The sequence below is a fragment of the Thalassotalea ponticola genome (assembly GCF_041379045.1).
Taxonomy (GTDB): Bacteria; Pseudomonadota; Gammaproteobacteria; order Enterobacterales; family Alteromonadaceae; genus Thalassotalea_A; species Thalassotalea_A ponticola.
The window spans coordinates 2,095,202-2,110,468 of sequence record NZ_CP166871.1 but is presented as its reverse complement, the minus strand read 5'-3'; the positions used below and the strand labels follow the sequence as shown (position 1 = coordinate 2,110,468).

Below are 15,267 nucleotides of genomic sequence, written 5' to 3'. Positions count from 1 at the left end.
GAAGCCTTATTATTAGTAATTATCTACCAAGCCTGCCTCAAAACACAGGTGTTTTCAACCGCTTAACCTTGGACATAATACCGAGATGCGGTTAACGGTCCTGTTTATACGACAAGTAACCAGATTGGCTTGTGCCGTATGACATGCTCGTTATTGACAAGGTGAATTAGCCAATAACTAGCTTGTTGAGCGCTTGTTGAATTTGTTTTCCGATAAACATTGTAAAGCCATAGCCAACGGCTTTACAGTACAGCTTAGCTGACAAATGTAAGTAAATATTTAAAAACGTTTAAAAAACTTAAATCACAGTTAAAAAAACGCACCAACGCCACTGGCGCTTACGCCGTCGATTCGATGTGGCGTAACCTCTCCAGTGAGCAACGGCACGCTGGCTTGACCTAAGGTGTCGATAATGTCTCGCATTTGTTCGATATCTAGGGTATCAATTTCATCGGTCACTTTGTGATAGTCTAAATCGTTGTTAATTTGGGTGCTCGATACGCTGTGCGCCGGGACGCCAGCGCGAGCAAGCGAGGCGTTATCTGAGCGATAAAATAAATTGTATTCAGGGTATGGATCGGCGTAAATGGTTTGTTTGCCGTGCGCGCTATTTAACAAGTGACCGAGGTTTGAGCGGTCAAATCCGGTCATCCAAATTTTACCCGGGCCAAATTCAGATGGCTTACCGATCATTTCAATATTGATCATGGCGACAATGTCATCAGTGTCTACTTGATCGACAAACGCTTTTGAACCAAGTAAGCCCGACTCTTCAGCGGTAAAGCTGACAAACATGATATTGCGCTTTAATTCAAGGTTACCCGAACGCTGTTTTTGTTGGTAATAGCGAGCCAAGTTCAGTACCGCACTGACACCACTGGCATCGTCATTGGCACCGTTATAAATAATGTCTTGATTGGCATCGAGCGCTTTGGTGGTACCGACGTGATCGTGATGGGCTGAGAAGATAACGTATTCATCGGTGGGTTCATTAGCTGTTAATACACCGACAACGTTGGCAAGTGCAATGCGTTGTTGCTTGGCGTTACCTTTGGCACTGAACTGTTCAATAGCTTGCTGTTCGGAGATAACCATGACTAATCCATCGCCATTTTTCTCAGATAACGCCATGCTACCTCGACTTAAATAGCGTTGATACTGAACAAACTGGCTGCGGTGTTCCGGTGCAATAACAACCAAGGTATTGCCGCCGGATTGGTTGATGCTGTTAAGCTCGGGGGCCAATTTTTGTTGCTTGTTAATATAGACAATACGGCTATTTTCAGTCGTTAAATCAACGGTGCCACTGGCGCTAAAAGCAATATCTTGTGAGTCAATGGTCACCCCATTTAAGGTTACGGCGATCTGTTCAGGAGTGTATTTGTACAAGGTAAAGTGTTGTTTAAAACCGTTTAGTTGAGCAAGTGGGGTAAGGCCGGCTTGTTTGAATTGTTCGACAATGTAATCTTCAGCTAGCTCAATTTGTTGACTGCCAATCGCCCGTCCTTGCATTGCATCAGAGGCGAGAAACTGCATGTCTTGGGTGACTTTAGCGAGATCAATTTGTGCGGCATTGACGCTTGCTAAAGCGCTCGCTACAGTGAGTGTCAAACTGGCTAAGGTTGTTGTTATCGATTTCATGATATTTAAACTTATCTTATGATTTTAGAGTAATTGGTGTTATTTGTACTGTCTGCTCAGCTGAGCTTACCCAAACTTGGCCAGAGTCTATGGTGTAAGTGAGATCCATCGAGCGCTTGGCCATGTCTGCCATCTGTTGACAATCATCGCTGTCAAGGGCGTAAACACTCAGATTATCAAAATGCTGTACCTTGTTTTTCAGCTTTTGCCACCATATTTCATTGCTGCTTTGGTAGTCGTAAACAATGACTTGGCGAGCAAGACTACAGGCTTTTTTTATACGTTTTTCATCGGGCTCGCCAAGCTCTATCCACAACACGATTTGCTCACTGTAATCTTTGTGCCAAATGTCGGGCTCGCTGTCTTCACTCAACCCTTTGCTAAAACGCAACTGCTCATTGGCATTTAATACAAATGCCAACAACCTAACCATCATGCGTTTATCGGTTTCACTTGGATGCTGTGCGATGGTTAACGAAAGACTGTCGTAATAATGGCGATCCATATCACTCACTTGGACTTGTGCCCGGTTTACTGTTGCTTTTAATGCCATGAACTGCCTTTATTGGTAAATTTGGCCAAACTTGGTTTAGCCGTGTCACAAAAGATAAAGCGAGCGAGATGTTGCTGAGCTCGGTTTACTTTATGCTACGTGGTTGATTGACCCTGTGTTTACATCGTCTTTCGCGTCGGTGCCAATTTTATTAACGATCACTTTTGGCTTGAATTAATTCGATAGCGTAGCCATCGGGATCTTTCACAAATGCGATTTCTGTGGTGCCGCCTTTTACCGGGCCTGGCTCACGCGAAACAACACCACCCAATGCTTTAATTTTATCGCACGCGGTGTAAACGTTATCAACTTCAATTGCGATGTGACCAAACGCACTACCCAAATCGTAGCTATCAACGCCCCAGTTATAGGTTAGTTCTAGCACGGTAGAGTTTTCCATCTCATCGTAGCCTAAAAACGCTAACGTGTATTTGTACTGTTCATTGTCAGATTGGCGCAATAAGCGCATGCCAAGCACATTTTGATAAAACTCAATTGAACGTTCTAAGTTACCAACGCGAAGCATGGTGTGTAATATACGCATAGTAATATCCTACTTTTTACTGGTTAGACTGTCGGTTAATTGAGATCACGAGGAACATCAACCGCTTATCTTATCCAGGTTAGTGTACGCAATAAGACAGTTCATTTGCCAATGTTTTTTACCATTTGAGCGCGGTGACCATGCGTTGAATGTAAAGCTCACTTGCCATTACCTGTCGTCAACTGCAGAAAATTTGCGCGCCTTGGAAACAGTATAGCGACGACGCAGTCCCAGCGCTGTTTTATTTAAGCGCCTCGCATATCGATTTAAAATTTAATCGGTTCGTTTACAAGGCGACACTTTTTTGGGTGTGGTAATTTCACATGATTAAGTAATAAACCATTAAAAATGTTCAAACAAAATAAGCGTTTTACTTCTATGCTAATGTACATATCGCCAACATTGTCACTTGTTTGTTATGTCCCAGATCGCATTATTGCTAGAAGACCTGAGAAAACGCCTCGTTGCCACGGGTACACGCAACCGGTTGATTCACGTTAATCGGCAAAGTCAGCGCGCCAGACTGCTCAATATCATTAACAACACCAGTGATCGGGTGTTTAGTCGACTGAAGATAGACGGTAAAACAATGCGCTTTGTTAGCGCGACCGGCACAACCGACCAATGTGAGCAGCCAGCAAACACAACAGAAGCGCAAGATAAGCAGCTCGTAGCAGACATCAATGAACAGGCTCTGGGTAAAACGCTGGTAAAAATTGCCAATAATGCGCGAATTGCCGAGCAAGAGCGAGGCATTAATATTCTGTTTTTAGCGCTGGGCTTTTTACGGTGGTTTGAAGATGAACGCAGTGACACTATGCGCCAAGCACCGCTGATATTATTACCTGTGCAACTGGTGCGCAAGCAAGGCACAGTGTTTGAATTGCGAGTTCGCGATGAGGATTTAGCCACTAACTTACCCTTACAAGAAAGATTAAAGGCCGACTTTGCAATTGCGCTACCGGACATCGATGATGTTGACCAACCGTTACCCAGTACGTATTTTGCTAAGGTCAGACAGGCGATTAGTACAATGCCTCGATGGTCGGTTGATGACAATGGTATGCAACTCGGTTTTTTCTCGTTTGCCAAATTGTTAATGCTACGCGACCTCGAACCACAAAATTGGCCGGTAACAGACCTGACTAAAAATCGCTTGATTAACTCGTTACTGGCTGACGGTTTTGTGCAACAACCGCCACTTTGGTCTGAAACCGATAACATCGATCAGCACTTGTCTAGCAAAAACACCCACTATGTAGTGGATGCCGATACAAGCCAAGCAAATGTGATTGAACAGGTCAATCAAGGGCGCGATTTACTGGTACAAGGACCTCCTGGTACGGGGAAGTCGCAAACCATTACCAATATTCTTGCGGGTGCCGCGCTGCAGGGAAAAAAAGTCTTGTTTGTGGCAGAAAAAATGGCGGCGTTAGAGGTGGTTGAGCGACGCCTAAACCGGGTTGGTTTGAGCGATTTATACCTACAACTGCATTCCCACAAAGCCAATAAAAAAGCATTTTTAACGCAATTAGCTCTGACCTTGTCGCATGCGGATAAACAGCTTGACTACGCTGATGTTGATCCGCAATTGACGGAGCTTCGCGACCAGTTGAACGAGATTTGCACCGCGTTGCACAACCCATTACCGAGTAGAGATTACAGCCCATATAAGGTGTTGAGCCAGTTGTCGTCGTTTATGGCTAAACAAGTGGGAGTACCGGTATTGGCAGAGCCCAAACTGGAACGACTCAGCGATGATGATACGAAAGAGATAACCAACAGCCTTGCCAATTACCTGCAAGCAAAGGCGAGTTATGGCACCTATCAACAACACGTGTTTTACGGGGTAACCAATGTTGATATTCAGCCGTTTGAATTGGCCGCGATAAGTGCGCAAATAGAGGCATTAAACGGTGCATATGAGCGTTGGACCGCGTATCGCGATTCGCTTAGCCAATATTTTTTTTCAGCCCAAGAGGACCCACAAACTGAGCAAACAAACTCAACAAAACACCGTCTACCGCTGAGCTTTGAACAGGTATCGCAGTGGCAGTCAGCGTATCAGTACCTTCGGCAAAGCCCTCAGCTAAGCGAGACGATGTGGCATACATTATTGACGTTGAACAACAACGCCGAGTTTAGCGAAGCATTAGCAACAGCTAAGGACTGGCTTCAATGCGCTGAGCAGCATCAGCAAGCAGTGAAACAAACGATGTGGGATGTTGACTTGGACGACATTCGCCTTGGTATTTTAGACGGTGTACACAGCTGGTTTCGACGCACTTTTTTTTCTCGCTATAAAAATGCCAGCGAGCAATTGCAAAAACACCTCATTCACACTCTCAACAGCGAACCGGAGAAACGCTTAGCCTTGATTGAACAGCTTATAGAGGCGAAGCTAAAAAAGCAGAAATACGAACAAGTTGTGCCGCATCTAGAGCAACAGTTGTCAACTTTTTGGCAAGCAGAGCACACCGATGTCAAGGCAATTGAACGCGCTTTACACTGGCTTGAAAACGCGCCTGAAATACTATTTAACCTAGCACACACTCAGCTGGCAAAACTCATTGCTAAACCTGTTAACAGTGCGGGCGACAAAGACAATTATCAGCAAATTGAAGCGCAACTTACACGGCAATTAAATTCATTACAGCAACGTTTGGGGTTCGCCGACGCGCAGCCGACAGATACCGCGGTGGCTCGATTACTTAAGATACAGGTGAATATCAATCAATATTCACAGTGGGTTGAGTATTATCAATGTCGCAAAGCACTGCTAGAGTATCCCATTGAGGTATTTATACACGCCCATGATCAAGGCCAACTCAGTGACAGTCAACTACCGACGACGATTGACTACGCGATGTGGATTGCCAAGTGGAATAGGTGCCGGTCAAGCGTCGCCAACTTGGACGCTATCGCGAAAGTCGACCGAGATGCATTAGTGGCGTCGTTTAATGCCGTTGAAAAAAGCAAAATAATCCAATCGCGCCAACACATCTTACAGCAACACCTAGACAAACTCCCCAAAGGAGCATTAGGGGAGATGGGACTGATTCGCGGCCAGTTTGCCAAAAAGCGCGGTCACAAACCGATTCGCTATTTAATGTCCCACGCCGGAGAAACGATACAAGCGATTAAACCGATATTCTTAATGAGCCCGATATCGGTGGCGCAGTACTTGCCACCTGAACAGATCAGCTTTGACTTGCTGGTGATTGACGAAGCAAGTCAAATTCGACCAGAAGACGCACTAGGGTGCATCGCTCGAGCTCGGCAAATAGTCGTCGTTGGCGACCAAAAGCAACTGCCGCCGACCTCATTTTTTGATCGCTTAACGGACAACATTGACGCAGACGAAGACGAACCCTCTGCGCTGGTTAACGCCGTTGAGATGGAGAGTATTTTATCGCTGGGCGAGGCTAGGGGAATGACTCAAACCATGCTTAAGTGGCATTATCGCTCGAAAGATCCATCGTTAATAGCGGTATCAAATACTGAGTTTTATCATCAACAACTGATCTTTCCCCCTTGTCCCACAGAAAACGATGCCTTTTACGGCTTGTCATTAACCCGAGTACCGGGAGAGTACTCAAGTCAGAGCCAAGGCAGTGGTAAGCCGGGGACTAATCGCGTTGAAGCTGAGCATATTGCCGATCAACTTTTACAGTTGGCTCAGCAACACCCTCAGTATTCGGTTGGGGTGGTGACCTTTTCCAAAGCTCAAGCTGATATGGTGGATGACGTATTAGAGCAACGACGGCTAAATAATCCGTTACTTGACGCTTATTTGCGCGAAGACAAAGTGGAAAATGTATTTGTCAAAAATATTGAAAATGTACAAGGTGATGAGCGCGATATTATTTTAATCTCTGTTGGCTATGGTCCATTTGAGGCAAATGGTCGATTGGCGAGTATGAATTTTGGACCAATAAATAGCGATGGTGGCGAACGACGCTTGAACGTGTTGTTCACGCGAGCGAGGTTGGCGTGTCGAGTAGTTTGCTCGTTTGAGCCAACGCAAATTGATTTATCGAGAACGTCAAAATCAGGCCCCAAAGTACTGAAAACTTATCTCCAATTTGCCCAGCAAAACAGCGTAAACGCGGCGCCCGAGACAAAACCGCATTGCACTGAGCCGTTAATAAACGATATCGCCAAGATCATTACTGCGCTAGGTTATGAGGTCGAACATCAAGTGGGTCAATCCGCCTTTAAACTTGAATTAGCCGTTAAACAGCCACAACAATCGCGCTACCTGATGGCCATAGAAACCGATGGGCAATGGTATCGCTTCGCTCGCTCTGCCCGCGAGCGCGACTGTCATCGTCAGTCGGTTCTCCAAGCGTTTGGGTGGCATTATCATCGCATTTGGTGTACCGATTGGTTTTATCGTCGAGACAAGCAAATAACACGGCTGTCAGAGGCGTTAAAGCAGGCCGAACAGACGGTAAATGGCGGGCTCTTGGCGGGGAAAAACGTCAATACGCCGACAATAAATCGCGTTGGCGAAGTGGTTGAATTGGACGACATTGATGTCAGTGCCGCCGATGTCTCATTTGCTTTATACCAGAAGGCGGATTTTCACATCCGTAAAGACATTGAACCACACCTGCACAGTGTGGCTAATATCGCCGATATATTGGTGGACATTATCGACATTGAAGGGCCTGTTCACTTAGATGAATTGACGCGGCGTTATGCAACCTTGCACGGCAAAGCGCGTTCGGGGAGCCGCATCACAGCCGCCGTCACTAAGGGGATAGACTTGTTACTACAACGTCATCAGCACCAACTAAAACAGTATTTTATCGGCACCAATGAGCAATTTAACTCGCCACCAATTCGCGACAGATCAACCCAGGATCCACCGATTAACCAAATTGAGTTTATTTGCGATGAGGAAATCTTTGCCTGTTGGCAGCTGTTTCAAAGCAAAAATAAAAATGCGCCGGTCAAAGATATAGAACAAGCAATTGCCAAGGCTTTTGGCTTTAAGCGCTTGACTGCTGAGCTAAGTGAGAGAATTACTCGCGCGGTCAAAGCAAGCCGATAAATACCGACCGTCATAGCTTGCCGAGCCGGATATTTTATCAGCGGATGATTTAGCGATATAACCTATTGCGTTTGATGGGTCACATTTTCAACCAGAGAAGAGGGGCAATTATGTTAAAAACAACCACGTCATCGGTCGATGGCCAAGAAATTGAACACTACCTTGATGTCGTCGTTGGCGAAGCCATTTTGGGGGCCAACATTTTTAAAGATATTTTTGGTGCGATACGCGATGTGGTCGGTGGCCGCTCCGGGGCTTACGAGCAAGAGATGGGAAAAGCGAGACAAATTGCGTTTGATGAAATGGAGCAAAAGGCATCAAGTTTAGGCGCTGATGGTATTGTAGGCATTGATATTGATTACGAGGTGGTGGGTCAACAAGGCGGGATGATGATGGTCAGTGTAAGTGGAACAGCGGTCAGGTTTAAGCGCAGTTAGCACTTATAAGGCCGCTGCCTTTATCGACTCTCACCCTGAATAAACCGCACTGCGCCGCTAAGCAAAGCCAATGTTGACTGCAGCGGTGCAGCGTTATGACAGGTGTTTACTGTGACTATTTAACCAGTCATTGTTTAGGTCATTAGCACGGTTAACCAGTAACCGACAGAATAAGCGATTAGCAATGGTATAAACATTGACAAGTAATTGATAAAGCTCAGTTCTTTAACTTTACTCATCGCAATGATGCCCGCGGCAGAGCCAATGATTAGCAATGAACCACCGACGCCCATTGCGTAGGTAACCGATAGCCAGTGAGACGGTTGCATATCGATATGTGCCTTGAGCACAGCAGCGGTTAATGGCACATTGTCTACCAATGACGAGCTTATTCCCATCAGGTAGTTGGCAACAGACGTTGGCAGGTACTGATAGAGCAGGGCGATGTGATCGAGAACTTGGAGCATTTTTAACACGCCGACGATTAACAAAATACCGAGGAAGAAAAGCAGCGTGTCAAATTCGATCTCACGTATATAGTTGAGCACATTTTGGTTGGTTTTAGGCCGTTGCATAAAGTGGGCGGTCAAAAACATCACACTCAAACCAAATAAAAATGTCAGTACGGGCGGGATGTGATAAATCACATTAAAGCTTAACGTGGCAATGATAGTGGTTAAAAATATTGCCGCAATGACTTTGTCGGTAGGGTGAATCGGCTTTTTCTCAACCGTTAATTGCACCGTTTCTGTCATGTTTCGAGATAATAATAACGCCAAAGTGATCACCCCAGCCAATGCCGGAACAACAAGTTGCAACAGTGATGCAATGGTCACTTTATCGGCGAGGAATATCATTAATGTGGTCACGTCGCCAGTGATCAAGGATACACCACCACTATTAACGGCAAAAACTACTAAGGCCGCGTATTTTATCCGCTTGCGGGTAGCAATTTGCAATTGGCTGATAATGGCCACTGACACGAGCGTGGCAGTTACGTTATCGGCAAGCGAAGAAAACAAAAACGCGGTGATACCTAATATGATCAGCAATTTTCGCTCAGACAGTTGTGTTGGTAACAGATGTTGCACAATACCGGAAATAAAACCGGTGCTATTTAAATAGGCTACAAAGGTCATTGCAGCCATAAGAAACAACCACAATGAGGCAATTTCAAGCAAGTTTTCATTGAGGTGCTCGGTTATCACCTCACTAGAAAAGCCAGAGCTGGGCGCAATATATAAAATCAACCAACACAAGCTACCGAGAAACAGTGTGCTTTTGGCTTTGTTAATATGGATCGACTCTTCGAATATGACCAGTAATAAAGCCAAAAGAGATAGAGCAATAATAAGTGTTTGCATGTGATTATCTGCATCAGTGGCGAGCCATAGAGGGGAGCGTTAGCCCGCCAAAAGCGCCATCGTTGTTGGGGTTATGTTATTTAAGGGTTATTTGCGTTTTTTCGCTTGTTCTTTTAGTACTTGATTAATAAAGCTCTTACGCCCGTATTGGCGGGTAATAATACATTTATCTAGGTCAAAGCCTCGAGCCGGACAATATTCGCGGCCGTAGTAAATGATTTGCAGATGCAGATCATTCCATCGCTCTTTGGGGAATAGGCGCTTGCCGTCGCGCTCGGTTTGTTCAACACTCTTGCCATTGGAAAGTCCCCAGCGATACATCAAACGATGAATATGGGTATCGACGGGAAAGGCCGGTACATTAAACGCTTGTGCCATCACCACCGAAGCCGTTTTATGGCCAACGCCGGGCATCGCTTCTAATGCTTTAAAGTCTTGTGGTACTTGACCGTCGTGTTGGTTGATGATCATCTCAGATAGATGCCAAATGCCTTTAGACTTCATTGGTGACAAACCGCATGGTTTTATGATTTCTTTTATTTCATCGATACTCAGTTTGACCATGTCATATGGGTTGTCCGCAACCGCAAACAGTTTCGGCGTAATTTGGTTAACCCGCTCATCGGTACATTGCGCTGACAATAACACGGCAACCAATAGAGTATAGGGATCTTTGTGATCAAGCGGTATCGGAACTTCCGGATACAATTGATCGAGAATGGTCATGATCGCTTGTACTTTTTCTTTTTTTGAGATCGAGGTACTCATACTGCACACCTTAAAACAGACCTAGCTTATGTGTATTTAACTTAACCATTTACGGCGCAACTGCTACGTTGACGGTTGTTGGTTTTGCCACTGGTAGTTAACCGTCAAAATTAACCCGCACCCGCTCAATGTTAGATGGCTTTTCAATAGGTTGCTTGGCTTTGATACGACTGTCGATAGCGTTTTTTAGGGCGATTAAAAAGCCCATGGTGATAAAGGCACCAGGTGGTAGTATGGCCAAAAGAAATTTGCTATCAAAGCTAAATATCTCAATGCGCAACGCGCTTGCCCAGTCGCCAAGCAGGAGGTCGGCACCGTCAAATAAGGTACCTTGACCTAAAATTTCTCTAATTGCGCCAAGCACCACGAGTACTGCGGCAAAGCCCAACCCCATCATCAAACCGTCAAAGCACGCTTGTTTTAACGGGTTTTTTGAGGCATAAGCTTCGGCGCGCCCGATGATCGCACAGTTGGTGACAATCAAGGGTAAGAAAATACCCAAGCTTTGATACAAGCCAAAAGCGAAAGCGTTCATCAGTAACTCTACGCAGGTTACAAACGTGGCGATGATTAACACAAAAATTGGGATGCGTACCTCTTTGGGGACGTAATCGCGAATTAATGATACTGTGGCATTTGAACAGACCAATACCAGCAAGGTGGCTAACCCTAGACCCAATGCGTTGGTTACCGTCGCCGTTACTGCCAATAACGGGCACAGACCAAGTAACTGTACAAGACCAGGGTTGTTCTTCCACAGACCCTGCCAAGCTAACTCTTTGTATTCGCTACGCTGTGTCATCGTTGTCTCCATGGCAAGAGGCTTGCACTGAAATAAGTTCTTGTTTGTGCTTGGCAAAATAAATTTGAGCATTTTTAACCGCTTGTACAACCGCTCTTGGGGTTATGGTTGCACCGGTAAATTGATCAAACACGCCGCCGTCTTTTTTCACCGCCCAAGTCAAGTCGTTATCGTCGTGATAAAAGCGACCGTCAAAAGTCAAAATCCAGTTGTCTTTGCGCAGTTCTATTTTGTCGCCAAGGCCCGGTGTTTCCTGATGGCCTAACACGCGCACTCCACTGATAGAACCATCGATGTTTATCGCCACGATCAACTCAATGTTGCCGTTGTACCCGTTGGGGGCGATGGTAGTCAGCGCTACGGCTGTCGGCTGGTTATCAAGGCGAGCCACATAAGCGGTTTGCCACTGATTGCTACCGAGCAGCTCTTGATCGTTAATTAACTTACAGTCGTTGTATAAATCATTGTTGGCCTTATCTTCAGCAATAACCTGGTGCAAGGTGTCGAGTAGCTGCTTTTGTTGCTGGCGAGCAATGGTGTCTTTTGTCGCCAAGCTTACCAGAGACACCATTGCTGTGCAGGCGATAGCAAAGATAGCCAAGATTTTTGCGTTGTGTTCAATCTGTTTTTTCATCACCAATACTCTAGTTAGCTCTGCTTGTGGCCATAGGTTCGAGGTCGGGTGTACTGATCAATTAATGGCACCATCATATTTGCCAATAAGACGGCAAAAGCAATGGCATCGGGATAGCCACCAAAGGTGCGAATAATATATACCATCAGCGCAATGGAGGCGGCGTAAATGATGCGACCATTGCGGGTGGTTGATGCCGATACAGGATCGGTCAATATAAAGAAGGCGCCTAGCATGGTGCCACCGCTCAGGTAGTGAAACATGGTCGATGCACTGCTATCCGGTGATACGGTGTAGGCAATCAAGGTGACTAACCAAAGGGTGGTTAAAAAGCTTACTGGAATAACCCAATCAATGGCTTTTTTTGCCATTAGGTATAAACCACCAATAAAAAAGCCGATGTTGATCCACTCCCAGCCAAGCGCAAAATATTCGCCAAAGACCGGTTTAGTAAAGCTTTCTTGTACCGTTAATCCTAGCGTTAAATCCGTCTTAAGCGTATCGAGCGGGGTTGCCATGGTCACGCCATCGATATTCATTCGCAGTTGCTCGACAGAAAAACCTTCCCAAGTAAAGCCTGTGAGAATAATCCACAGGTGATTAAAGGCGCTAAGATCGATACTCATTAACTCAATAGCCGGTTGCCAAGATGTCATTTCTACGGGAAAGCTAACCAGCAACATCACATACGCGGCCATGGCTGGATTAAACAAATTGTAGCCCAATCCACCGTAGAGTTGTTTGACTATAGCGATAGCAAAAATACTGCCTAACGCGGTGATCCACCACGGAGCGAGTGAGGGCACCGATATACCGATTAACACACCGGTAAGTACGGCTGAGAAATCAGAAATTTGTGTCTTAATTTGCTTATCGCGAATGGCTAAAAAGGTAATTTCCGCCAATACCGCAAACAACACGGCTAAGCCGATTTGCATTAAAGTTCCCGGACCAAAAAAGTAATATTGCGCCGCAATACCCGGGATGGCTGCCAAAATCACCGTGCGCATTAACACTGGCGTTTTTGCTTTGACGTGGTTATGTGGAGAACTTGCTATCCAATAGGCCATGAATGATTACTCACCTTGTTCGTTTTTTCGTTGCTTGTTGGCTTTGGCTTTTGCAACGGCGGCGGCTATTTTCGCCTTTTTATTGTCAATGGCAGAGCCTTGCTCTTGCTCAGAGCGCACACCGCTATCATCGGCAGGCTCTGTAATTTGTGTGGCTTTTCTCGCCATAGCTTTTTGTTTTGCTTTGGCGATGGCACGCGCTTTGGCAGCCGCTTTGCTATCAATCGTTGAATCACCACCTACACTGGACGTATCATCGGCGCTAGCAACAGCGTCGTCATTGTCGTCAGTTTGAGTACTCTGACTGGCGGCCTTCTTCGCCTTCGCTCGTTCAATTGCCGCTGCCACTCTGGCCTCTTTGGTTTTGCCATCGAGTGGCTGTTCAGCTGCGGACTCATCTGTTTTATTAGCTTGTGCAGCAGCTTTCTTCGCCTTCGCTCGTTCAATTGCGGCTGCCACTCTGGCCTCTTTGGTTTTGTCATCGAGTGGCTGTTCAGCTGCTGGCTCATCTGTTTTATTAGCTTGTGCTGCAGCTTTCTTCGCCTTTGCTCGCTCAATTGCGGCTGCCACTCTGGCCTCTTTGGTTTTGCCATCTAGCGGCTGTTCAGCTGCGGACTCATCTGTTTTATTAGCTTGTGCCGCAGCTTTCTTCGCCTTCGCTCGCTCAATTGCGGCAGCTGCTCTGGCTTTAGTATCTAGCGGCTGTTCAGCTGCGGACTCATCTGATTTATTAGCTTGTGCCGCAGCTTTCTTCGCCTTTGCTCGCTCAATTGCGGCAGCTGCTCTGGCTTTGGCGTCTAGCGGCTGAGCAGGAGTGGATTGGCTTGTGTCGTTGTCTGCTTGTGCCGCCTTTTTTGCTTTCACTCTCGCCAATGCCGCCGCAACTGCAGAATTACTCGCCTTGCTCTGTTCTTTGCTCATCGCTTGGCGACGAGCTTCAAGTGCTTGTTTGTGCTTTTGTTCACGCTCTTGTTTTTCGCGTTCAAGCCGAACCTTTCTCGCTTCAAATCGCAATTTAGCTCTTTCAGCTTTGGCTTCTTGCTGCTTGTTAAAGCGAATGGTTGCTTTGGCGACGCGGTAGTAATGGACAAGGGGGATATGGCTTGGACACACGTACGCACAGGCGCCGCAATCAATACAGTCAAATAGGTTGAGTTGCTCGAGTCTGTCGTAGTCTTTGGCTTTAGCGTACCATTGTAACTCTTGTGGCAACAAGCTCTGCGGGCAAACGTCAGCACATTGTCCACAGCGCACACATTCAATTTCTTGTTCTGTTGCGGCGATTTCGACTTCGCTCGGCGCTAAAATACAGTTGGTGGTTTTCACCGCTGGGACATTTAAGTCTGCCAAGGCAAAACCCATTAGCGGTCCACCCATAATAATGCGTTGCTTGTGATGCGGCTTAAACCCCACCTGTGACAATAAATGGGCGATTGGTGTGCCCAACGGCACCCACAAATTTTGTGGCTTTTCGATGGCTTGGCCTGTCACGGTGATCACCCGTTGAATAAGTGGTGTATCGCGTAATACTGCCTCACTAATGGCAAACGCAGTCGCCACGTTCTGCACCACGATGCCCATGTTAACTGGCAATACTCCAGTGGCCACTTCTTGGTTCGTCAGCGCTTTGATTAGCTGTTTTTCACCACCGGTAGGGTATTTTGTCGGTAACACACAAACCTGAATTTTTTCATTGTGTTGTGTGGCTTGTTGTAGTGCTTTAATCGCTTCGGGTTTGTTATCTTCAATGCCGATTAGCACGTATTCGGGTTCGAGTAAGTGATCGAGGATGTCGATGCCCGAGGCAATGACGGCCGCTTGCTCGCGCATGAGCAAATCGTCAGCGGTAATATACGGTTCGCACTCAGCGGCGTTGATAATTAAGAACTTAATACCCGGCTGTACATTGACTTTGATGTTGGTAGGAAAGCCAGCGCCACCTAAACCGACGATACCCGCATCGCTAATTTTGTCGATCAACGCGGCTTTTGATAGTGTTTTATAGTCATCGATCAGTTGACGCTCACGCCATTGATCTTGGCCGTCAGGCTGAATGAATAAGCACAGCTCTTTCATTGCTGAAGGGTGGGCAATGGTCGATGGTTTAATCGCCGTCACAGTACCCGATGTCGGCGCGTGCACGGGGACGGCCATAGGGTTGCCATTTTTGCTTAGCGCTTGGCCTTTTAATACCTTATCGCCAACCTTAACCAATAAATCTCCGGGCTTACCAATGTGCTGTTTTAACGGCAAAATAAGTTGTTCGGGCAAGTCTATGTGCTTGATTGGCTTAGTATTAGAGATAAGCTTTTGCTCCGGCGGGTGTATACCACCGGCAAAGTCGAAAAATTTGTTTTGTTTAATGCGTTCAATGACAGATTCCACATTTACCTCA

Annotated in this window: 11 protein-coding genes; 2 read left to right on the top strand and 9 right to left on the bottom strand. The window is 46.2% G+C overall.

The annotated features are described in order from the left end of the window. Nucleotides 1-309 precede the first annotated feature (309 nt). The 3 genes from ACAY30_RS09065 to gloA all read right to left on the bottom strand — a co-directional run bounded on the left by ACAY30_RS09065 (nt 310) and on the right by gloA (nt 2,738). The gene (locus tag ACAY30_RS09065) at nt 310-1,641 is read right to left on the bottom strand and encodes a M28 family peptidase (protein WP_290251059.1); all 1,332 of its coding nucleotides are present in this window, start codon (nt 1,639-1,641) and stop codon (nt 310-312) included. 16 nt (nt 1,642-1,657) lie between these two features. Further along, complete coding sequence (locus ACAY30_RS09060) at nt 1,658-2,194, bottom strand: YaeQ family protein (RefSeq protein WP_290251058.1); 537 nt, start codon at nt 2,192-2,194, stop codon at nt 1,658-1,660. 151 nt (nt 2,195-2,345) lie between these two features. After that, complete coding sequence (gene gloA / locus ACAY30_RS09055; protein WP_290251057.1) at nt 2,346-2,738, bottom strand: lactoylglutathione lyase; 393 nt, start codon at nt 2,736-2,738, stop codon at nt 2,346-2,348. Between the two features lie 418 nt (nt 2,739-3,156). Here gloA and ACAY30_RS09050 point away from each other — a divergent pair, with 418 nt between their 5' ends. Both ACAY30_RS09050 and ACAY30_RS09045 read left to right on the top strand, forming a co-directional pair. After that, the gene (locus ACAY30_RS09050) at nt 3,157-7,797 is read left to right on the top strand and encodes a DUF3320 domain-containing protein (RefSeq protein WP_290251056.1); all 4,641 of its coding nucleotides are present in this window, start codon (nt 3,157-3,159) and stop codon (nt 7,795-7,797) included. Between the two features lie 110 nt (nt 7,798-7,907). Beyond that, nucleotides 7,908-8,234 (top strand): heavy metal-binding domain-containing protein, encoded by a 327-nt coding sequence (locus ACAY30_RS09045; protein ID WP_290251055.1) that lies wholly within the window; start codon nt 7,908-7,910, stop codon nt 8,232-8,234. Between the two features lie 134 nt (nt 8,235-8,368). Here the strand turns inward: ACAY30_RS09045 and nhaD are convergent, their stop codons facing one another. From nhaD to rsxC, 6 genes are all read right to left on the bottom strand, one after another. Then, nucleotides 8,369-9,598, bottom strand: a complete 1,230-nt coding sequence (nhaD, locus tag ACAY30_RS09040; RefSeq protein ID WP_290251054.1) for a sodium:proton antiporter NhaD — start codon at nt 9,596-9,598, stop codon at nt 8,369-8,371. An 87-nt stretch (nt 9,599-9,685) separates the two neighbouring features. Then, nucleotides 9,686-10,366: an endonuclease III gene (nth, locus tag ACAY30_RS09035; RefSeq protein WP_290251053.1), complete on the bottom strand. Its 681-nt coding sequence runs from the start codon at nt 10,364-10,366 to the stop codon at nt 9,686-9,688. Nucleotides 10,367-10,463: 97 nt separating this feature from the next. After that, nucleotides 10,464-11,168: an electron transport complex subunit E gene (locus ACAY30_RS09030; protein ID WP_290251052.1), complete on the bottom strand. Its 705-nt coding sequence runs from the start codon at nt 11,166-11,168 to the stop codon at nt 10,464-10,466. After that, entirely contained in the window at nt 11,155-11,802 is a 648-nt protein-coding gene (gene rsxG / locus ACAY30_RS09025) for an electron transport complex subunit RsxG (RefSeq protein ID WP_290251051.1), read from the bottom strand. The genes ACAY30_RS09030 and rsxG overlap by 14 nt, the downstream gene beginning before the upstream one ends. A gap of 14 nt (nt 11,803-11,816) precedes the next feature. Beyond that, nucleotides 11,817-12,872, bottom strand: coding sequence for an electron transport complex subunit RsxD (gene rsxD, locus ACAY30_RS09020; RefSeq protein WP_290251050.1), 1,056 nt, complete (start codon nt 12,870-12,872; stop codon nt 11,817-11,819). A gap of 6 nt (nt 12,873-12,878) precedes the next feature. After that, complete coding sequence (rsxC, locus tag ACAY30_RS09015) at nt 12,879-15,257, bottom strand: electron transport complex subunit RsxC (protein ID WP_290251049.1); 2,379 nt, start codon at nt 15,255-15,257, stop codon at nt 12,879-12,881. Nucleotides 15,258-15,267 lie beyond the last annotated feature (10 nt).